Consider the following 22291-nt stretch of genomic DNA (forward strand, 5'->3'; position numbering starts at 1 on the left):
CCAAATTGGGCCTTTGTTAGCAAATAAATATAAAATCAGACTTTACGCAGCCAGCCGTGCTTGTCTTCGGCTTGGCCCCACTGAATGGCATTAAGCGCCTGACGTAGCGCTAAGGTGGTGGCACCCGCTTCGCCGCTGCCGACCTGATGTTCTTTGCCATCACGGATCAAGGTTCCCACTGGCGTTAGTACCGCTGCAGTGCCAGATAATGCGGCTTCTGCTCCCGGCTTGGCCGCTCGCTCTAACAGTTCATCGACACTTAATTCGCGCTCAGATACCGTCATACCACGATCACGTGCCAGTGTTAAGATGGAATCACGAGTTACGCCGTGTAAAAAGGTGCTATCCAGTGCCTTGGTGATGATTTCGTTGCCATCAATGAGCAAGAAGTTGGCGGCGCCGGTTTCCTGCACATCGCCACCCGGACAAAACAACACTTGATCCGCCTGCACACTGGCACGGGCTTTTAAAATTGGCTGTAAAGCACTGGCGTAATTGCCACCGCTTTTTACCATGCCCATATGAGCGGCGCAGCGGGCGCCGTTTTCTTCCAGCAATAAACGCAATGGCTTAGCACCACCGGCAAAGTAATCGCCCACTGGCGATAATAATACGTACAACATGGATGAAGCTGTTGGAGCTGCTGCTTTGCCGATCGCTGCCTCGGTGCCAATATGGGTCGGGCGAATGTACATGGAGCCTGGTGGCGTTGGTACTTCATCGGCAAAACGCTGCACGCTGTCGATAATCATCTGCTGCAGCATATCGGCTTCAAAAGCCGGCAAGGACAACAACTGACTGCTTTGTTGCATCCGGGCCACATTGCGATCCATCCGAAACAAGTGGATAGAGCCATCATCATGGCGGAAGGCTTTTAAGCCTTCAAAGCAGGTGCTGGCGTAGTGCAGCACATGGGCGCCGGGGTGCAAGCTAATGCTGTTCGATGCCACCATCGCTGGGGCACTCCAACCAGAACCATCAAACTGGGTGACTGCCATTTCAGGCATAAAAACGGTACCAAATGCTGCCATACATCCTTCCTACTACTTATTCAGTGGCTCCAAGCCTCGCAGCTGGAGCGGGTCAATTGATCGGGTTCAGGTTCTAGCCATCAGTGTGGTCTGATGTTGTGATTAGGTGCCACTATTGGGTGCCACCTACCGTCATTGCATCCAACTTTAAGGTTGGCTGGCCAACACCAACCGGCACACTCTGTCCCTGCTTACCACAGACACCTACACCGGAGTCGAGTGCTAAATCATTGCCCACCATCGAGACTTGCTGCATCGCCGCCGGGCCATTGCCAATCAGCGTTGCGCCCTTGATGGGGGAGGTAATTTTGCCATCTTCAATCAGATACGCTTCCGAGGCAGAAAACACAAACTTACCCGAGGTAATATCGACCTGACCACCGCCAAAGTTGGGAGCATAAATGCCTTTTTTCACGCTGGCAATAATTTCTGCCGGGTCATAGTTACCAGCCAGCATATAGGTATTGGTCATACGTGGCATCGGCAAATGGGCAAACGTCTCGCGACGGCCATTGCCTGTCGGTGCAGTATTCATCAGCATGGCATTGTGCTTATCTTGCATGTAGCCTTTTAATATACCGTTCTCGATCAGTACATTGTGCTGCGGCGCTGTACCTTCATCATCGATATTTAAAGAGCCACGACGGTGAGCCAAAGTGCCATCATCCACGATGGTGCACTGGCTTGAGGCGACCTGCTCGCCGATACGACCACTGAAGGTCGAAGAGCCTTTGCGGTTAAAGTCACCCTCAAGGCCATGACCGACAGCTTCATGCAATAACACACCCGGCCAACCGGGACCTAGCACCACCGGCATAGTACCCGCTGGGGCATCCACTGCAGTTAGATTGACTTGAGCCATGCGTACCGCTTCGCGGGCATATCGCTGCCAGCGCGGTTCGTTCTCTACCAGCTCGGTGAAAAAACTATAATTGGTGCGACCACCACCACCAGCGCTGCCCCGTTCGCGGCGTTCATCCTGTTGCAATAACACCGAGCAATTCAAGCGGATCAAAGGCCGGATATCGCTGGCAAAGGTGCCATCACTGGCAGCTACTAAAACCTCTTCATACACACCAGACAGACTGACCATCACTTGTTTCACACGATGATCAAGGGTGCGAATGAAGGCTTCGATCTGATGCAGTAAAGCAACCTTTTCGGTATTGGTTAGGCTTTGCAGTGGCTCACAAGGCAAATAAATGGCGCTGGATGCATGACGACTAAACGCCTTCACCTGACCGTGCTGACCGACTGCTGCAATACCACGTGCTGCGGTTGCGGTCTGCAGCAAAGCATCAGCACTGATGGTATCGGCATAGGCAAAGCCTGTTTTTTCACCACTGATGGCGCGAACCCCTACGCCTTGCTCGATATTGAACGAGCCGTCTTTAACCAAGCCATCTTCCAACACCCAGGATTCGTGCACACTGGACTGGAAGTACAAATCAGCATAATCCAGCTGATGTTGCAGCAAGAATCCAAGGTTCTGCTGCAGATGCTGCTCAGTCAGTTCATTGGCATGTAACAGGTTGTTTTCAACTTGACTCATTGTTTAAGCTCACTCGTAAAACGGTTATGGTGCAATAGCGGCATGGCCCGCTGAACGCGATCTGCCTCGGCCAAATCGACGGAGACAGAAATGACCTTTGCGCCTTCTGCGGCATCGGCCAGAACGCGGCCATAAGGGTCGATAATCAGACTATGACCAAAGGTCTCACGGCCATTGGCATGAAGGCCAGTTTGGTTGGCTGCCACGACAAAACACTGATTCTCAATGGCACGGGCACGCAATAAAGTATGCCAATGCGCCTGCCCTGTTACTTTGGTAAACGCGGAGGGCACCGCCAACACATTCATCCCCATCCGGGCCAATTGCTGCATCAAAGCAGGAAAGCGCACATCATAACATATCGTCATACCAAGCTTTAACTGTTGCTGCGATACTAAAGTAATTTTAGTGCCCGCCTTGGTACTGGCGGATTCCTGATAACTGCCGGTGCTATCAGCGACAAGAGCGTCAAACAGGTGCAGCTTTTGGTAGTCAGCCAATAACTCTCCTGTGGGACCAAATAACAAGCTACAGGCATAAAAACGCGAAGGATCAGCGCTTTGTATCGGGAAGGAGCCAAGCAACAAATAGATGTTATACCGTTTGGCATAATACGCCAACTGGCGCTGCCATTTGCCTTGCCCTAAAGCCTCTTGATGCTGAAGTTGCAAACCGTCTTGACCGGCAAAAATCAGCGCACACTCGGGTAAGACCACCAAGTGGCGTTCTGCCACAGGTAATTCGGCTAACAAATGCTCTATTTGCTGCACATTGTGCGTTGGATCAGGGCCGCTACACCATTGCAGAGCGCTGAGCTGCCATTGATTAGCCGTGGGGAGGTTCATTATACTCGCTATCTGGCTCGTCTTTGGGTTGAGCAAGCTCTACTGGCACCGGAACTTCCGTACTGTGGCGATTGACCTCGGTGACAACAGGGTCATCAAAGGTACCCGTGACGGTAAAGTTCACCCGCGAGATCACCTCTGCTGAGGTAAACATTTCATCCAGCGCCAACGCAGCTAAACCAGAGACCGGATTCACCATCCAGGCAATAATCACGGGTAAGCTGGAGGTCACTTTGGGGACTAACGTTAACTGATAATCCATCTCCCGACTCACCAGATCGGTATAGCCTTGCATGGTGATATTGCCTGCGACCCCATCGATGGTACTGTTGTTGGTTTGCGCGACCCCTTGATGCAGCGTGATCTCACCTTGCATGCGATTGTAGAAAAAACCTTTGGCAAACACATCACGAAAATCAAGCCGCAGTTTTCGAACCAAAGAGTTCAGACTAAACAACGAAAAAATTCGAGCACCTTTATCGCTTACTTCCGCTAACGAACCCTCGCCTAATTGCCATCCGACTCGCCCACCCAGACTCGCTAGTTCAAACTGCATCGGACTACCGAGCCAGCGTAGATTAAAATCAATATCGGCTCGACTACCGCTAATGGCTGAGCTTAACTCATATTCATTGAGTAAGGCACCAAGGTTAGCACTGGTTAGTTTACCTTCCAGCGTGGTGGTTCCTACTTGCTCATCCGGTTGCCATGAACCGTTTAATTGCAGTCGATTACGCTTATAATCGGCCTGAAAATTCTGCAATTGCCAGCCTTGCTCTGTGTTGGCCGCATTCGCTGTCACCTGTCCCAAAGCATAAGGGCCATAGGTACAATCCTGACAACGCAGTTGAATTGGTGGTAACTGGAGCAACCAATTCATGGCCTGACGTTCAACCTCAGCAGGGACTTGCTCTGTCTTTACACCAGCTTTGGGCTTTAAACGCAAATAATCGAAATCAACCTCGATCCCTTGTTGTTGCCAATCATGAGCAAAGCGCCATTGGCTGGCTACTTCAGCACCATTAAGCTGTAAAGACCAATGATCGTCTGCTGGCAACAACTCAAAAACCGTTTGATGAAGGTTTAACTCTGGATAAAGTGCTAGCTCGGCTACCCGGCCACGAACATAGGATAAGCCCGGCCATTGGCCGCCCTGCTCTCCGGTTAGCCCTGATAAGGGTTCAATCAGCAGATCCAACCATGGCCATAAGCTGGTCTGTTCTAAATCAATTTCTACAGCAAAACCGGGGGCTAACGCGCCATAATTGCGTCCACCCAGACGAAGTAAAGCCTGATCAATCTGATTGGTTTGATGATCGAGTCGAGCTTGAAAATACAATGGCTCTGAGTACGCAGCCCGAATGATGCTGCGCTCGGTATCACCTTCCAGCCATACTTCCAGCGCTGAGGCTTGTCCATCCGACTTCGCATAAGGCTCGGGTAAGTGCAATACCGCAGCCGTTAAATCCCCTTGCAGCTGGGCTTGATAACGAAAACCATCATCAGGGAGCTGAACCGACACCGCCAACTGCCAATCCGCGTCGCCATCAGCCACATCATCCAAACGAAAGGGCAATTGCTGCACCAGAGAGTGCATGGCTTGTTGACCGGTTAATTGCAAATTGACTTGATACTGCGAGTCGGTCTGTTGCCCTTCCAACACTAACTTAAATGGCAGACCTCGCCACTGCGCAGCTATATCCGTTGCATCGATTTGGTCATTCTCAAAACGCAACTCACCATAAATATGGTCCACTTCCATATCCGGTGCCTGCAGATGAGCCTTGGCACCGACAAACTTTACCAGACCACTTGCCAGAACACCCTGTGATTTAAGACCAATTTGCAAATTCACCCGCCCTGTAAGCGGGCCTTGCACACCAATATGAGTTAATGCACTTCCTACGGATGCACTCAATGGCGATTGCATCATCAGCGCCGTTACGTCGGATGCTTCGGCCTCGGTTCCAATATCAATTTGCAAGGTGTTGGCAACAAATAAATCATCAATCCGCACCACCACTTCGTCGGTAATGGACAGATCCAGCAATTGTGCCTGTGAGCTGGAAATGTGCATCTGACTGTTTTCAAACCATAGCTCAGCAACGACATTACCCAGTTGAGGCCAGCCTGGGGCAAACTCCATCTGACCATCCACCACTTGACCCATCGATTGAAATACTCCCTCATTCTGGCGGTAGGGAAAATCGGCCAGCGGGCCATGCCATAACGTAGCGGCTTGCTTAATCAAACCACCTTGCAATGATGCACTCAGGTAATCAATGATCGTTTCAGGCATATAATGACGCGGATAAAAGTGCATGGCATTTGGCACTGCGACCCCATTGGCGGTAGCCAGCAAGAACAGCTCAGGTTGCTCGGTAAACCGCAGTAACATTTCCGCTTCAGCCTGAATATCAGGTCCTTGCACACTTAGCTTTGGTACGGCTAACTGCCAAATATTTTGCTGTCGCAACAAGCGTATACGTGCTTGCAGCTGCTGATACTGCGTGTCGCTACTAAAAGCTCCCGCCCAGCGCAGGATATTATCCTGCCCATCCAGCCGTAACTCGGCAAAGCCATCCGTAGCAACCAGGTGTCCATGCAAGCCTGCTATGCCAGGGGTGTCAGCAAAAGGAGTACTGCCAAATCCTTTGATTTCGCTCTGTAATTGCCACTGCTCTGCGTCAATAGACCAGCTGACTTCAGGCAGTACACCAACGAGCTTAGCCTGCGTCAATGCTTGTAACTGTGGACGCTGCTCAGCCACCAATGCGAGGATTTGCTGCAACGATGCCAATTCAAACTGCCTGAGCAAGCCGGTTATAGCATCCTCCTGGCGATGCAACTGCATAGTCATGGCTGGAAAGCTGGTGGCATTATTTTGTAAGATCAGATCCGATGAATAGAGCGACCAACCCTCAGTCGTTGGAAACCACAATAGCTGCCCCCCTTGCAGTTGCAACAACTCAGTTTCGTTGTTTTGCTGCCAGGCCAGGGTATTATCAGCCAAATCAACCTGGATGCGCTGCAAGGTACCTTGCTCTACACGCCCCCAAGCTTGTAAATTCACGGAGGCATGCTCAAGCTCAACCAATTCAGGCAAAAATTGGCTCAACCATGGCTGAACATCCAAAGCTTCACTTTGCAAATATAGCTGACCGAAGGTAGTTTTGAATTGTTCACCATATAAATCCAGCACGAAGGATAAGCTATTGCCGGTAATGCCTTGCACTGACAATTGGCCTTGCCCTTGATGCCGGTTACCTTGATTGCGCCAGTCCAGCCGTTTGATATCGACCACCAGTGGCAGACCATGCTGTTGATTCAACTGCAGCTGACTGTTGGTAATTGAGAACTGTTGTAATTGATGGAAAAATAGCTGCTCTACCGCGTGCAATAACGGTTCTTGTTGTTGATCTGCAGCAGGCAGGCGTGTAAAACGTTCAGCGTCCACCCTGAAATCGACACCAGACAACTCGACATGGCTCGAGCGTAACTGCATACGACTCAAGCTACGCCAGAAGTGAATGTGCACATTGGCTTGCTCTACCGAGAACCCCAATTGTTGGGCTTCACTGGAAAACTCAAGATTTTGCAATAGTAAGGCAGGACCACGAGCGCGCCACTCAGCGCTTAAAGCACCGATACGAACCTCAGTGCCATACTGTTGAGCTAAAAAGGATTCAATCTGATCTTTGTAGTTATCGGCATAAGGCAGGCTGTAACGCAGGATAGACACCAACGCCGCAAGTAGCACCAAGGTAATGGCCAACGATAGCCAAAGCTTGTGCAGACAAAAAAAACAAAACCGCCCGACTTTTTGCACCTAAATCATCACCACATCAAACTGTTCCTGATTATACAGCGGCTCCGTTTGTACGCTGATTTGTTTACCAATAAACACTTGAACCTCGGCCAAATTATGAAATTCATCATTGGTCAAAGCATCTTTCACTTCAGGAGAAGCATAAACCACAAATTTATCGGCATCGTAGGCTCGGTTCACCCGAACAATCTCGCGCAGTACTTCAAAGCAAACAGTTTCCACCGTTTTCAAACTACCACGCCCCTGACATACTGGACAATCGGAACAGAGAATATGTTCCAAACTTTCTCGAGTTCTTTTCCGGGTCATTTCCACCAGACCTAGCGCTGAGAAACCATGGATGTTGGTTTTGGCTCGATCACGGCTCAAGGCTAACTCCAGGCTATGCAATACCCGGCGCTGATGCTCAGTACTTTGCATATCAATAAAATCGATAATAATAATACCACCGAGATTACGCAGCCGAAGCTGACGCGCAATTGCTTGAGTAGCTTCGATATTGGTATTAAAGATGGTATCTTCCAGATTGCGGTGGCCAACAAAGGCACCAGTATTGACATCGACTGTGGTCATGGCTTCCGTTTGATCGATGATCAAAGAGCCACCACTTTTCAACATAACTTTGCGCTCAAGTGCTCGCTGGATTTCATTCTCCACATCGAACATGTCAAACACCGGCCGCTCTCCCGGGTAATACTCCAGTAGCGGCGTCATTTGCGGAATAAACTCGTCGGTAAAAGCAAGCAGCTCCTGATAGGTCAGCTTGGAATCGATACGGATCCGCTCTAAATCGCTACCAATAAAGTCACGTAAAATGCGGTAGGACAACGTTAAATCTTCATAAACCCGGGCCTCTTTACGCGTTTTTTGTTTGCGCTTGGTGATTTTTGCCCAGAGCTTTTTCAAAAAGCGAGCATCTTGACGCAGTTCATCTTCACCGGCGCCTTCAGCCGCAGTGCGAATAATATATCCGCTCTCTTCATCAACAAACTCAGATACTACGGCTTTCAAGCGCGCCCGTTCTTCTTCACTTTCAATACGCTGTGATACACCGACATGATTCGAATCCGGCATAAACACTAAATAGCGTGATGGTAAGGTGATGTCCGTGGTTAAACGGGCTCCTTTTGTGCCTAAAGGGTCTTTGACCACCTGCACCAACAAGAGCTGACCTTCATGCACCAGACCTCGAATATCTTTACTGGCCGCAGGCTGGCCCTGTTCATCGATGTTTTGCGGTTGAATAATATCGGAGGCATGCAAAAAAGCAGCTTTATCGAGGCCAATATTGACAAAGGCAGCTTGCATCCCCGGCAAGACCCGACTGACTTTACCCACATAAATATTCCCTACCAGTCCACGCTTGGCCTGACGCTCGATATGCACTTCTTGCAGCACACCGTTTTCGATTAAGGCGACTCTGGTTTCACTGGGCGTTACATTAAGCAATAACTCAGAACTCATGCTATCGCCTCCATTTGCTGCAACAATTGATCGGTTTCATACAAAGGTAGCCCTACCACCGCGCTGTAGCTACCTTCTATGCGAGTTACAAACTTACCACCAATGCCCTGTATGCCATAACCACCTGCTTTATCGGTTGGTTCACCACTGAGCCAATAGGCCTCGATCATGGCTTCGCTTAATGAACAAAAATAGACGTCAGTCGTCACTACGACCGACTGCTGATGTTGGCCTTTGATCACAGCCACCGCCGTATGCACTTGATGCTGCCGCCCCGATAGCCGATGCATCATCTGCATAAAGTCAGCTTTATCACGCGGCTTCCCCAGCACCAGCTGATCAACCACCACGATGGTATCAGCGCCTAACACTGGCACGTTGTAATGAACCTGCTCAGCACCTGCCTTGGCTTTACTCAGCGCTAATCTACGAACATAATCCAGTGCAGCTTCACCCGGTTGGATGCGCTCATCAACATCAATTTTTATCAACTCAAATGGCTGTTGCAGCTGGCTAAGTAATTCTCGCCGCCTTGGCGAAGCCGAGGCTAGCCCAATGCATGTTTTCATCAGCTTATCTTAAATTGTCGCCGTACCCGACGCAGTAACCAAAAAATCCAGGGCCAGGCTAAAGTACCAGTGAGCACTGGCCATAAGTAATCCGGTAAAAAATACACACCAGTCAAAAAGTGACTGAGCCAAAATATCATCAGGTGGTAAAAGGCCAATAACAAACCTATCAATAGGGCTTGTTGTAAAATAGAAAAGTTTCTTATCTTCAGGTAGTTCGAGGCGACAACAAAGGTCACCACGGAAAAAGCGAGCGCATTAACACCCAGCACAGTTCCCACCAGGACATCCACCAAAAAACCCAACACAAAGGCCATACCGATATTGGCGCGATACGGCAGTGCCAGCACCCAATACAATAATACCAATAGAACCCAGTCCGGCCGGAATAACTGCACCATCGCAGGCATCGGGGTCACCGTCAGGATCAACGCCAACAATAAAGATAAGTAAATCACGCCAACGCCGCGGGCTTTTTGCATCAGTGATCGTGCTCCTGTTCATCCAGCTCTACTTGAGGCCACAGCAGCAGTACATAGCGGATCCGGTCGAGTTGAGCATAAGGCTCGGCCTGTACCTGCATAAAAGGCTGACTAACATCGCGCTGAATCCGATTCACTCGTGCCACAGGGTAGCCTTCCGGGAAACGCTCATCCAAGCCAGAGGTAATCAAACGGTCGCCATCTTGAATATCGGTACTATGTGGCAGATGTACCAACCGGATGCGATCCCATTGGCCCAAGCCTTCGGCGATCACTGAGACCCCTGTTCGCTCGATGCGTAATGAAATGGCATGAGTGGTATCCGTAATTAATAACGCCCGGCTGCTGGTTGGGCCAACACTCACTACCTGCCCCAGCACGCCAGCATCATCAATAAGCGGCTGAAACTCGGTGACGCCATCATTGCTGCCTTTATTCAGCACAATTTGATGACTAAACGGGTGGCTGTAGACTGCCAGTACTTCTGCAACCAAGCGCTGCCCTTCTGCCACTGGCGCAGAACCTAATAACTCACGGAGCTTGTTGTTTTCTTGTTGCAGAAACTCCAGACGCTGCAGTTGGCCACGTTGCCGCAGCAAACTTTCTTTCAGTCGGTCATTTTCTTTTAGCAACCGTTGATGTGAGAGAAACTGTTCAGAAGCTCCCGTTAAAACAACTTGCGGCAAACTGGCAATATAAAACAATGGGCTGACAGCGGTCGTCAGATAACTGCGGATTTGAGTAGAACTATCGGTGTACCGATCCATCACCATCAGACCGACGCTGCATAGCACCGCGATAAACAGACGGAGCCGCAGCGAAGGGCCACGCTCAAAAATCGGATTCATCAGATAACCCGGGCAACGCCATGCATAACCCGGGGATATAAATTATTCATAACTAAAGACATCACCACCGTGCATGTCGATCATTTCCAGTGCCTTACCACCACCGCGCGCCACACAAGTAAGTGGCTCATCGGCAACCACAACCGGGATCCCGGTTTCTTCCATCAGTAAGCGATCCAAATCTCGAAGCAGAGCACCACCTCCGGTCAGCACCATACCACGCTCAGAAATATCTGAAGCCAGCTCTGGTGGAGACTGCTCCAATGCAACCATTACGGAGCTGACAATACCAGCCAACGGCTCTTGCAAAGCTTCCAGAATTTCATTGCTGGTCATGGTGAAACTACGAGGCACCCCTTCGGCGAGGTTACGACCACGAACTTCAATCTCAAGCACATCATCGCTCGGATAAGCGGAGCCAATTTCAGTTTTAATGCGTTCAGAGGTCGCTTCACCAATCAAAATACCGTAATTACGACGGATATAGTTAATAATGGCATCATCAAACTTATCGCCACCGATACGAACAGACGACGAATACACCACACCATTTAAAGAGATGATGGCCACTTCTGTGGTACCGCCACCGATATCTACTACCATAGAGCCGGTCGCTTCAGATACTGGCATACCCGCACCAATCGCTGCAGCCATCGGCTCGTCAATGAGATACACTTCGCGTGCACCAGCACCTTGAGCAGACTCACGAATGGCACGACGCTCAACTTGGGTCGAGCCACAAGGCACACAAACCAGTACGCGAGGGCTTGGACGCAAAAAGCTGTTGCTGTGTGCTTGTTTGATAAAGTGCTGCAGCATTTTTTCGGTGACATAGAAATCAGCAATCACACCATCTTTCATCGGTCGGATTGCTTTGATATTGCCTGGGGTACGTCCCAACATCCGCTTTGCTGCATGCCCTACGGCAGCTACACTCTTTGGCCCACCAGCTCGCTCTTGCCGGATAGCCACCACAGAGGGTTCATTCAACACGATGCCCTGATCTTTGACATAAATCAGGGTGTTGGCTGTACCCAAATCGATGGATAAATCGTTGGAAAAAATACCGCGCAGTTTATTAAACATGGAACTGATTGATCCTTTTTGCTCGTTCAAGCCCGGTTGCAAAACACTCTCTTTAGTCAGAAAGCGTGATCAGAACGCACCGGTGCCAGATATCAACTAATTATTAGGGTTATTCTATGTAACATTGCCGCAAGAAAACAGCTTTATCCTCGATTTTTACTGATTTACTTGCAGAAAAATCAAAATGCTGCCATCAGTGGGTTCGACTCATTGTTATGGGAATGGTTCGCGCCAGAAAATTCGCCGTGGATTCCCCCGATAGCGGCCAAAAATTGCTTCGGCCTGTGGGTGCTCATCATAGTTTGTGCCGCCACTCCAGTTGAATTGCAACCAAGGGTCTGTTTCATACTCCAGCTCCCACACGCCTGATTGCTCTGGCGGCTCTAACCATAAGCTTTGTGGTGCATTTTGCCCCTGAGCCATCTCCCCGACAACACCAGCAGCAGTGATGTTCGGTGTACCGGTTATCTGCAACTGGGCGGGAGCAATCGGGCTGCATTGATCATCGCGATTACGGCTAAAGCGATCCCCAGTCCAGTAGTATGCCGTTAACTGCAAAGGCAGGGGGTCAAACTCAGGGCCAAAAGCATTGGCCAATTGCAAGCGGCCAAAACGAAGGTCCTGCGCTGCAGCTAACTGTTTCGCATGACAGTTTTGTTCGGCTATACAATTAGCAGCCGAACTGGTATTCATATCCAGTTCGGCCAATACAACACCATCGGCATCTTGCTGCTGTAGGCCTATAGCCAGCTCCGGGTAAGGGCCATCCGGGCCATCTTCGGCACGCACAAACCGAATCACCTGTTCAAGCAACACGGCTTCTCCGGCAGTCCAATCCAGCTGAGTCATGCCAATCAGCCTAGCGGTCAAATCCACCCCATTACTATTTTGCTCAGCCACCAACCGCGTCCCTCCTGCCAGCAAGGGCGCAAAACTGCCCTGATAGTTTTCTGTGCGCTGGCCGGTAAGCGCTTTGGCCTCCAGCTCCAGCGATACCGCAAAAGGTTGCTCCATGTAGCTGAAATTACCGCAGCCCGGTATCACCGTCGCTTGTCTCAGTTCAAATCGATCAGGAATAAAGCGGCCAATCGGCTCACTCATCACCGGTGGAACCGTCATGCCGAAATACGCATTGCTGGCCGGAGTGGCCTGAAAACGGAAGACACCTACTTCAGATACCGACTGATTCACCAGAGTCTGGCTATTTACAGCGGCTTGATGAGCATAGCTGGTAGCAGATAGGCTGCCAACCACCCCGCCACTTGGCGCCACCAGTTGATGCGACAAAGCAATGCCGGGCTGTTGATAATTCGGTGTTACCGGCATGGCACATACTTCAGCGCCGCCAGACTGCCAGGCATGGGCACTGATACTCAGCTCAAAGGGTTCACCGGCACGACGAAATACCGGACAACTTGCATTTGCCGCGACACAGTCTCCGGCACTTTGCATGCATAAACCATAAGGCCTGCGACTGAACTGGTCAGCCCCATTCATCACCAACCCTTGATCTTCAGTCGCAACCGACCCAACATAGCGAGCATTGAGCTGCACTCGACCAGCATCGCTATAATTAACTGTCAGAGTAGCCACCCCATCTTGATTAAAGCTAAGAGGCAGGGTGAGCGCGTTGGCATTACTCATTCCAGCGTCTTGCTGATCCACTTGCACGGGCAAGGATGCTGGGCGGTTGGAGGCGTCTGGAATGATGTAATCAGACCAAAACAACACATTGCGGGTCACATCTGAAAAAGCGGGTATACAGGCCTGCGCATCGTTTCCCTCCCGAACCGCCCGTAACAAAATACCATCATCAGGCACCCCAGCCACGCCATCGGGGATATCCATAATAAAGCCACTAGAGGCAAAGTTCAGCGTGCAATTGGCCTGATTGAGACTACTGCCACCAGCACGACATAACGTGGTACTGAGAGGTCGGGTCGAAGGCACCGAGCCAGTCACGCCAACCGTTACCGGGCCAGCACTACTGCGCCGCAATGGCACCGTAGTTGAACCTCCGGTGAAGTTAATGACATGACCGCCAACCCACTCACCACCAGGAACCGGCTGGGGACTAAGCGTTGCAGTGACTGCATCGGTGTATAACTGGCTGCAATCGGCATTTAAACAGGCACGAATCGTTAAAGTTTCTGGCTGACAGGTCAGCGCCTGACCGGTATGGTCGAACTCAAAATGGTCAATTTGCTGTCCGACCGGTAAGGAGCGCAGCGCACAAATACTGATATTATCCAGCTCATGGTTGTTATTGGAGCCACCGGTTGAGCCGGTAAAAGATAAAAAGAAGTTTTCTGGTACCGGCCCCTGAGCGGGTATGGCCAGCGCATTAAATGGGTTTATCAGTGTTTGAAAGCCATTCCCATTTTTGATGTCCCGCTCAACAGAGACCACGGCTTGCCCCGGCAACCGGGAATCAATGACAATACGATATCGATGATTGGGAGCCGCAGATGCGCTGGGCCGTTGATCAATCGGTGGGTTAAGCCCGCCGCCAGTTCCGGCAAGATACCGATACTGACTGGATTCAGAACCACGAATGGCAACGGCATTACGCTGAAGCCCAATGCCACCCACCCGGCCTTCTGTCTGATTTGAGAAGTTACCAAACTCATCCAGTGCAATGCCCAACCAGCCGCCGGCGAAGCCCGGGTCACCGTTGTTTCGCTGTGCATAGCCAAGTGAGCCACCAAAGCTGCCCGGCTGCGGCGTGACATCTGCGTCCGACAAGATGATCGCCACACCATCAGCGCCTTGCCCCCCTGCGGTTGACCAGGCAAAATAATCAAACTCGACTACCACTAAATTATCTGCCGCCGGAAAGAGCCGCTGATAGGTGGCAGATGTCGCCTGGTTCGCAACGGCTTGTGTCATCCGAAGCCGGCCATCGACAATACTCGGCGTAAAGTTCCCGCTGCTGCGTGATGTAACCCAGTCATCAGACAGCTGACCTGCTGAAAACGTGTCGGTAAAGCACTGCAAACAATCATCATCTCGCTCAAGGCCATCAAAATTAAAACCATCATTCTGGTTGTTATAAATCGTCTGTATTTGGTTGGCTGTCAGTGCGCCGTTAAAGAATAGCGCTTCGTCCATATCGCCAAGAAACTGATCGGCCATGCTGCCATTGGCACGCCACCAGACGCCCAAAGCAGCACGAGTGACATTGAGCGACGCTGCAGATGCATTTTGGCACTGCACCAGAGCGCCATTCAGATACAAACACAGTTGATTGCCTGCACGAGTCAGTACCGAGTGATACCAGGTATTATTATTTAGAACAGGCTCTGGTGAGCCAAAGGTATAATAAACACCTAACAGGCCAGCTCGTAATTGGTTGTTATTGCGAATATAAAGCTCCAGTACCGTATCCATACTGTTGTTTGATGCTGATAAGATTTGCCGGAAGCTGTTACTGGCATCCGCTTTGAACCAAACCGAGAAAGAAAAATCAGTCGTCCCTTGCAGCAAAGCGGAAGGTAACTCTACCCGATTCATGCCAGAGCTACTGAAATTAGCGGCACCATTCACTTTTCCTTCTGCTGTGGTTAATGCAAAACCAGTAGCAGAAAAATTATTCATTAAATCTTCAATCACTGAGTTATTGGCAGCTTCACATAAATCCAACGGATAGTGCGCTTTGGGAATAGGAGTTACAACAGAACCAGCAACACACAACCCCGGTATCTCTAACTGAGCAACGGCATTGTCATCCCGGCTCACTGTCGTATTGGTGCCGACACTAATGCTGCCATTCGCCGCGATCCCGCCTACAATCACATCGTTGTTGTTGATGTTGATGCTGCCAGCGGCAAAAATTAACCCATTGATCTCGGCCTGATTATTAATAGACACATTGCTGCGTACCACTATGGTCAATTGATCAGGGGTTCCATTGGCATTTAAACGTAAAAAATTGTTGGTGATAATAGTGTCATTGACATAAATAGTGACCCGTTCGCCGGCAGCAACGGATAGCTGATAGAAATTATTGGCATTCAATGTACCGAAGTAATAACTTCCCCCCGCTAAAGTGGAGCCACTGATTGGCCAGGCCGTAGTTTGCCAAGGCACATTGGCCAGATCAAAAGGACTAATGCCACTGGCTCCCAAATTTGCATTGATACCACTTGGGTTAGCATACAAATCGGCACAAGTGGGCTGCGCAGAACTTGGTGTCGCGGTGAACAGCAGAAGCACCCCAAAAATCCAACCATACAAAGCATACTTCATTGTCCCACCTCGACCTGCACGGTTCTACTGGTGCATTGCTCATCACTCTGGCACGGCTGTGACCACTGGCTGCCACTACGACACTCACCTGTACTACTGAGTTGAAAAATAATCCGTTCTGCACCATCCACTTCAATCGGTGTTGAAGCAACACAGTCCACACGGGCACGACAGTTTGATAAACCTGCCCCGGTAAAAGCAAATTCAGTATTGACCGCGCTGCAGTTGGCAACCGGCTGTTCCAAGGGAAACAATTGCGTAGAGGCCAGCTCCAAACCACTTTGAGCGGCCAGTAAGGCACGGGTACCTAGCACTTCATAAACCACCGACTCGCTGCTGCTGGTCAAAATACGCGTTAGTGCCAGCAGCAATCCAAGCAGCACCACGATAACAAAAACGGCGATCACCAGGGCACTGCCTTGCTGCTTTTTTCGTTTAAGGAACATTGAGTATATGCACCTCATGGTTGAAAAAGGTATCATCCGTCAGGTCCCGACCATACCTGAAATAGATATTCACGACGGCGTTGCGGTTAAGTACTGCCTCATTATGACGAAAAACCGGCTCCCCCATATTCAAATTAACAATATGTTCTGCCATAAGTACACCATTTGCTAACCCCGCACCTGGCATCGGTTGCGAAGCATAAAAACCATAATCGCTATAACGAACCAATTGCTCTTGTACTACACAATAACTGAGCGGAGAGCTTAACAAGTACCATCGCCGCTCCGGTGAGTGTTGACTAAAACTATGCTGTTCTGCCAGTTGCAGCACATAAACAGAGCTATCTGGCTCATTGGCACTCCATCCGCTGACCAGGACATTGGCCGGACTAACACCATCGTATATGGGATCAGGCTCGGACGCAGCGGCAGGAGGTCTGGGATAAATCACTAGTCGAGGTAGGTTAGGACTGAAAAAGCTGGTTGCTTCAACACTCTCAGCACCAATGACTTCCACCTGATCGCTTTCATCTGGCGCAACCGAGGCCTGGATATACCGGCCACTTTCAAGAAACGGAGTAAACTCCAGGCAAGTCGCCACAGCATTGGTATTGACACGCACGCTGTTCGGTGTCGCATTTCTTAGTTCACGGCTTAACCGCTCAATGGCAAACCGGCTCTGTGCCAGCAACTGCTCGCGATCGGTAACATCAACATACATGCGGGCAGCAACCCCCAGATAGCTAGTGACGGATAGCGCCAGAATGCTCAGTAATACGATGCTGGTGACCAGCTCAATCAGGGTAAAACCGCGGCTGGCCATCACCAGTTGCCCTTGTAAGCGCTGAACTCAATGCGGCTGTCGGTAGGAGTAATGATTGTCACGATAATACGCTTTGCGGCCCGAGGGTCTAGCCCCAACTCACCTCCGGCGTAGTACACGGTTACTTCCGCCTGGTAACTGCGATAAAGGTCCGTCAACTCGGTGGCCAGAATATTGCTGATGATGGCATCACCGGTCACGCCAAAGCCATCGAAATCATCGACATCATTAAACAACAAACGGGTTTCGGCCCCATCCTGGCCGAAGTTGCTTTCACTGGTACAGGCAGGCGCACCCAGTGCAATTTCATCGCAACGCAGCAAGCCACCACTTCGGTCGCTCTGTTCATCAAATGACCGGGCCAGAATTTCATTCATTAAACTATGGCCAAGCTCGGCCGCTCGTACCTGATGCCAAGGATCGGTACTACGGACAAACAAAGGCGATAAGATCGAGGTAATCAGGGTCAAGGCGATCGCCAGCACCACAATACCGGTCACCAGCTCGATTAAGGTCACCCCTTGCTGTTGAGTAGGTTTTAGCATGGCCGGATGTATCCTTCAGACTCGATACAGATCCCTAAACTAACACTGCCTTGCACTTGCAGCGTACAAGCACCGCCGCAACCTAGTGGCCGCCCCATGCTATCAAAGCTTAGCGTACTGAAAGAAGCAGCTAGCACCACCGGATCACGTGCAGCAATACAAAGGTGACGGGCATCATTGATACACGCACTGCTGCTACCCAGTCGGTTGCTGGCTATCTGAAGTTGCTGCGGAGGACACAAGCCACTGGTGCTATCGGTACACTGCATCGCCTGCAATTGCACCAGCCGCATGATAGCCAGCGCCTGATCGCGGTAACCATACTCGGCCGTACCACTGGAAGTAAAAAAGCGGGGAAGTAAGGTAACGGCTAAAATCCCCAGCAGCACCATCACCACCACCAGCTCTATCAAGGTAAAGCCTTTGGGTTCAGGACACTGCCGGGACATCATAAGACCTTAGTTAGCATCCATCGACTACAAGGGTGATCACAGGCTTTTCGCCATTATCAGCTGCCTCGTTGTACTCAACATAACAGCCTTCATCGTCCAAGGCGTCCTCCGTTGCAGCAATGCGGATCGAAGTAGTTGTAGCAGTACTAAACTCAAAATCAGACAGCTCAGCGGCAGCTGATAATGCATCTTCTGTTGCTACCGGATAGCCAAAGTGGATGGCAATACCTTCTACATCATCAGGGTTATCCGCTTTATCTACATTGTGACTGCCAGCAATGATAGCTTTGCCGTACACCAGTGCCCCTGCAGACTCCAACGAGCCTCTAACCCCAGATAGTACCGACGCATTTGCATCCCCGCTAAAATCCAGAAAGCGCGGCGCGGCTGTAACGGCTAAAATACCTAAGATCACAATGACAATGATCAGCTCAACCAACGTAAAACCTTGTTGTTTCGTTTGCATATAGTTACTGCCTCTATTGTATTAATCAGGGTTTATTTTTAAAGATTGTAATAGATCCTTCTGCTGGGTTGTAACTGAAACCGTTACTATCCGAGTCATCACTCGGCCCAGGTGCCGAAAGGCCCGCAGTTTGATGGTAAAAACAAATGTTACTATCTTCGCGCACAAACAAGTTATTTGCGGTTGAAAAAGCAGTGCTCGCCGATGGCGCATTTTGTAAAATCAGTTCCAGCGTATCCAAACAACGGACGGCATCCATAGTTGACGCGCGGGTATCTGCCGTAGCAGCCCCTGTCGGATAACCACGAACGTCTCCATCCGTATTCACTCCAATGACAACACCATCCAGAATGACCGACGAACCATTCGGATCATCAACATTCCCCGCAGGCCGACCGCTAACTTCCCACTGCGCCCGAACCAAACCAACGGCCGAGGCAAACCCTCCAGCAATCCCCTCAATGGCAGCCACTTCGGCTTGCTCAGTGATATTTAAAAATCGAGGTAAGGCGGTGGCAGCCAATAAGCCCAAGATGATCACTACAATCACCAACTCAATTAATGTAAAACCAGCTTGCTTTTTCATCGTTATTCTCCTGAGTGATTCTCTTCAGTATATCGCTACTTGACTAAATTACATCATTTTTTGCTAACGCATTAATTGCTGCCGCGATAGGCACTTAACATATCCCACATCGGCGTAAAAATACCTAGCGCCAAAATCAATACCATGCCAGCGACGATGGCAATTAAAATCGGCTCGATACGGGCTGTTAAAGTTTTTAAATCATACGCCACTTCCCGCTCATAGAAACCAGCGACTTCATGCAGCATGGCGTCCATCTGGCCAGTCTCTTCGCCAACCGCCACCATTTGCATAACCAGCGGAGTGAACATACCGCTTTGCGCCGTAACCCGGTACAAGCTCTCCCCCCGCTCAATTTTTCGCCGCATCTCGCGGATCTTCTCTCCAAGATAGGCGTTATCGACCGCTTCTGCAACCAGGCTCAGCGCCGTCGTCATTGGCACTCCGGCTTTCAGCATCAGGCCAAAACTGCGGGCATAGCGTCCCAAGGTTGCTCGTTTAATAATATCGCCCACCAAGGGGACTCGTAGTTTTATCCGCCCCCAGCGCACCCGCCCGGTATCCGTTTCGATGCTATAGCGCAGCAGAAAAAAACCACCAACAGTGGCGATGGCAAGCAACCACCAGAAAGCCTGAAAAAAAGACGAAGTGGCCAGTAGCACCTGCGTTGACCAGGGCAGTTCAGCATTAAAGCGGGCAAACATACTGGCAAACTGCGGGATCACCAGCAAGTTTAAGATGACCATGGCAACCGCCAGAGCCAACAGCACAAAGGTTGGATAACGAGTGGCTTGCTTAATTTGCTTACGAGTTTCCTGCTCTTGTTCAAAATAGTCGGTCAGCTGTTGAAAGGCTTCATCCAGCCGGCCGGTATTTTCGCCAACATGAACAATACTGATCATCAAACGGTTGAACACCTTCGGGTGCGTTGACATAGCCACGGAGAGAGTACGACCTTTTTCCAGCTCCTCACCCAGCTTGGATAGTACCTGCTGCAACCGGCTGGAATGAGTACTGAGTGCCAGGCCTTCGATAGCACGGATCATTGGTATGCCCGCTTTCATGAGGGCATACATCTGCCGACAGAACATGATGAGCTCAGTCAGAGTGACGCGACCTTGCCATAATTCTATCGATAATCCTTTGCCGGGGATGGCTTGTGGCTCGATAAGCACGGGTACCAGCTGACGTTGGCGCAATGCATCGGCCACACTGCTTTCACTGCTGGCTTCCATTTTGCCCTGCACCGACTGACCTTGTTGATCGCGAGCGCTGTAATTGAATTCAGCCATCAATGATCCCCAATCACCGGTTCATCAGCTTCTATGTACTCCGATACCCGGATCACTTCATCCAGCGTGGTCACCCCCTGCTGAGCATAATTGAGCGCCATCTTACCTAAACTATGGAACTGCTCGCTATGATACGCCAAGGTAGCAAAACCTTCATTATCGGCACGGCGTAACGCATCAGCCAGGGGTTTGGTGATAATGAGTAACTCAAATACGCCCACCCGACCTTTGAAACCGGTGTAGTTGCACGACTGACAGCCTTTGCCATGCCAGTACCGGGCGCTGGGATCCGCCTTGGAGTGACGAAGCCAGTTTTGTTCCAGATCATCGGGTTGGTAGTCGGTTTTGCATTGATCACAAATACGCCGCACCAGGCGCTGCGCCAAAATCGCCCGCAGTGAACTTGCCACCAGATAAGGGGCGGCGCCCATGTCAATTAACCGTAAGGTACTGGTCACCGCATCATTGGTGTGCAAGGTGGATAACACTAAGTGACCGGTCAAGGCACCGCGAAGGCCCATTTCTGCCGTTTCCTGATCCCGCATTTCCCCCACCATGATGATGTCCGGATCCTGCCGTAAGGTGGTGCGCAGTACTTCACTGAAACCCAGGCCAATTTTGTAATTCACCTGCACCTGGTTGATGCGTGATATACGATACTCCACCGGATCTTCCACCGTGATAATCTTACTGCCTTCTTTATTTAGTTCACTTAAGAGGCCATACAGCGTGGTGGTTTTGCCCGATCCGGTCGGCCCGGTGACCAAAATCATGCCATGAGGACTTTTGATCAGCTGCCGCAGTTTGGCGATAAAGTCATCCGGCATGCCGGTTTCTTCCAGCGTCAGTAACCCTGCCGTTTGATCCAGCAAACGCATCACTACCGACTCGCCATGCTGCACTGGCATAGTAGACAAACGTACATCAATTTTGTGACTTTTCACCTGAATTTGAAAACGACCGTCTTGCGGTAAACGCTTTTCAGAAATATCCAGATTGGCCATCAATTTCAGTCGGAGCACCAATGCAGATGCAATGCTCACTTCATTCAAGGTGCTTTCTTGCAATACCCCATCCACCCGTTGACGAATGCGAATTAACTTTTCATCTGGCTCGATGTGTATATCAGACGCCCTGACCTGCACGGCATCTTCAAAAATGGACTGCAATAACTTGATGATGGTGGTATCAGCTTCGGTATCGAGACTCAAAGCACTAAAATCGACATCGCCTGTTTCGGCGTACTCCTCTTTCAGCTGGGTGGCAAAGCCTTCTATATCTTTGGTGCGGCGGTATAAGTTATTAAAAGCCTCCATCAATTGATTTTCGCGCACCACTGCGATTTCAATCGTTTTCGGTGCCAGCATAGGTGCCAACTGATCAAGGATCGATAAATCGGCCGGATCACTCATTCCCAAGAGTACGCTCTCTTCATGCTCCTCTAACACCAGCGCTTTAAAGCGACGGGCATGAACTTCAGGTAGCCGTTGAGCCACTTTGGCTTCGAGACGCCGCTGGCTTATATCTAAAAAAGGCACATTCAGCTGTTGTGCCAAAAAGTGCAGCAGATCGTCTTCTTTTAAAAAATTCAGATCGATTAAGGTCGCACCGAGTTTACGGCCCGTCAACCGTTGCTCTGCCAGTGCTTGCTCTAATTGCTGCTCGCTGATCATCTGCTCATGAACCAGCAAGTCACCTAATCGCATTTTTAGTTGTGGTTTTGCCAT

General features: G+C 50.3%; 18 protein-coding genes. All 18 read right to left on the reverse strand.

The window, feature by feature from the left end; all coding sequences use genetic code 11:
* Positions 1-35 precede the first annotated feature (35 nt).
* The 18 genes from Q3O60_RS16315 to Q3O60_RS16400 all read right to left on the reverse strand — a co-directional run bounded on the left by Q3O60_RS16315 (position 36) and on the right by Q3O60_RS16400 (position 22291).
* Positions 36-1031, reverse strand: coding sequence for a branched-chain amino acid aminotransferase (locus Q3O60_RS16315; protein ID WP_305894997.1), 996 nt, complete (start codon positions 1029-1031; stop codon positions 36-38).
* A gap of 112 nt (positions 1032-1143) precedes the next feature.
* Positions 1144-2583, reverse strand: a complete 1440-nt coding sequence (gene tldD, locus Q3O60_RS16320) for a metalloprotease TldD (RefSeq protein WP_305894998.1) — start codon at positions 2581-2583, stop codon at positions 1144-1146.
* A complete protein-coding gene (locus Q3O60_RS16325) occupies positions 2580-3428 on the reverse strand; it encodes a carbon-nitrogen hydrolase family protein (RefSeq protein ID WP_305894999.1) in 849 nt (282 codons plus the stop codon). The genes tldD and Q3O60_RS16325 overlap by 4 nt, the downstream gene beginning before the upstream one ends.
* Entirely contained in the window at positions 3409-7257 is a 3849-nt protein-coding gene (locus tag Q3O60_RS16330) for a YhdP family protein (RefSeq protein ID WP_305895000.1), read from the reverse strand. The genes Q3O60_RS16325 and Q3O60_RS16330 overlap by 20 nt, the downstream gene beginning before the upstream one ends.
* Complete coding sequence (rng, locus tag Q3O60_RS16335; RefSeq protein WP_305895001.1) at positions 7258-8721, reverse strand: ribonuclease G; 1464 nt, start codon at positions 8719-8721, stop codon at positions 7258-7260.
* The gene (locus tag Q3O60_RS16340; RefSeq protein ID WP_305895002.1) at positions 8718-9290 is read right to left on the reverse strand and encodes a Maf family protein; all 573 of its coding nucleotides are present in this window, start codon (positions 9288-9290) and stop codon (positions 8718-8720) included. Before Q3O60_RS16340 ends, rng begins: the two co-directional genes overlap by 4 nt.
* Positions 9290-9772, reverse strand: coding sequence for a rod shape-determining protein MreD (gene mreD, locus Q3O60_RS16345; protein WP_305895003.1), 483 nt, complete (start codon positions 9770-9772; stop codon positions 9290-9292). The genes Q3O60_RS16340 and mreD overlap by 1 nt, the downstream gene beginning before the upstream one ends.
* Positions 9772-10620 carry a rod shape-determining protein MreC gene (mreC, locus tag Q3O60_RS16350; protein WP_305895004.1) on the reverse strand — a complete coding sequence of 283 codons (849 nt, stop codon included), beginning with the start codon at positions 10618-10620 and terminating at the stop codon, positions 9772-9774. The genes mreD and mreC overlap by 1 nt, the downstream gene beginning before the upstream one ends.
* Positions 10621-10662: 42 nt before the next feature.
* The gene (locus tag Q3O60_RS16355) at positions 10663-11706 is read right to left on the reverse strand and encodes a rod shape-determining protein (protein WP_305895005.1); all 1044 of its coding nucleotides are present in this window, start codon (positions 11704-11706) and stop codon (positions 10663-10665) included.
* A 213-nt stretch (positions 11707-11919) separates the two neighbouring features.
* Positions 11920-15954, reverse strand: coding sequence for a DUF6701 domain-containing protein (locus Q3O60_RS16360; RefSeq protein WP_305895006.1), 4035 nt, complete (start codon positions 15952-15954; stop codon positions 11920-11922).
* A complete protein-coding gene (locus tag Q3O60_RS16365; RefSeq protein WP_305895007.1) occupies positions 15951-16400 on the reverse strand; it encodes a type II secretory pathway component in 450 nt (149 codons plus the stop codon). The genes Q3O60_RS16360 and Q3O60_RS16365 overlap by 4 nt, the downstream gene beginning before the upstream one ends.
* Positions 16390-17223 (reverse strand): PilW family protein, encoded by an 834-nt coding sequence (locus tag Q3O60_RS16370; protein WP_305895008.1) that lies wholly within the window; start codon positions 17221-17223, stop codon positions 16390-16392. Before Q3O60_RS16370 ends, Q3O60_RS16365 begins: the two co-directional genes overlap by 11 nt.
* Positions 17223-17768: a type IV pilus modification PilV family protein gene (locus Q3O60_RS16375; RefSeq protein WP_305895009.1), complete on the reverse strand. Its 546-nt coding sequence runs from the start codon at positions 17766-17768 to the stop codon at positions 17223-17225. The genes Q3O60_RS16370 and Q3O60_RS16375 overlap by 1 nt, the downstream gene beginning before the upstream one ends.
* Complete coding sequence (locus Q3O60_RS16380; RefSeq protein ID WP_305895010.1) at positions 17762-18217, reverse strand: type II secretion system protein; 456 nt, start codon at positions 18215-18217, stop codon at positions 17762-17764. The genes Q3O60_RS16375 and Q3O60_RS16380 overlap by 7 nt, the downstream gene beginning before the upstream one ends.
* A 13-nt stretch (positions 18218-18230) precedes the next feature.
* Positions 18231-18686, reverse strand: a complete 456-nt coding sequence (locus Q3O60_RS16385; protein ID WP_305895011.1) for a prepilin-type N-terminal cleavage/methylation domain-containing protein — start codon at positions 18684-18686, stop codon at positions 18231-18233.
* 25 nt (positions 18687-18711) lie between these two features.
* Positions 18712-19272, reverse strand: a complete 561-nt coding sequence (locus Q3O60_RS16390; RefSeq protein WP_305895012.1) for a type II secretion system protein — start codon at positions 19270-19272, stop codon at positions 18712-18714.
* Positions 19273-19343: 71 nt separating this feature from the next.
* A complete protein-coding gene (locus Q3O60_RS16395) occupies positions 19344-20564 on the reverse strand; it encodes a type II secretion system F family protein (RefSeq protein WP_305895013.1) in 1221 nt (406 codons plus the stop codon).
* Positions 20564-22291, reverse strand: a complete 1728-nt coding sequence (locus tag Q3O60_RS16400; RefSeq protein WP_305895014.1) for a GspE/PulE family protein — start codon at positions 22289-22291, stop codon at positions 20564-20566. Before Q3O60_RS16400 ends, Q3O60_RS16395 begins: the two co-directional genes overlap by 1 nt.

Origin of the sequence: Alkalimonas collagenimarina (assembly GCF_030717845.1) — a bacterium.
GTDB classification, from domain to species: Bacteria; Pseudomonadota; Gammaproteobacteria; order Enterobacterales; family Alteromonadaceae; genus Alkalimonas; species Alkalimonas collagenimarina.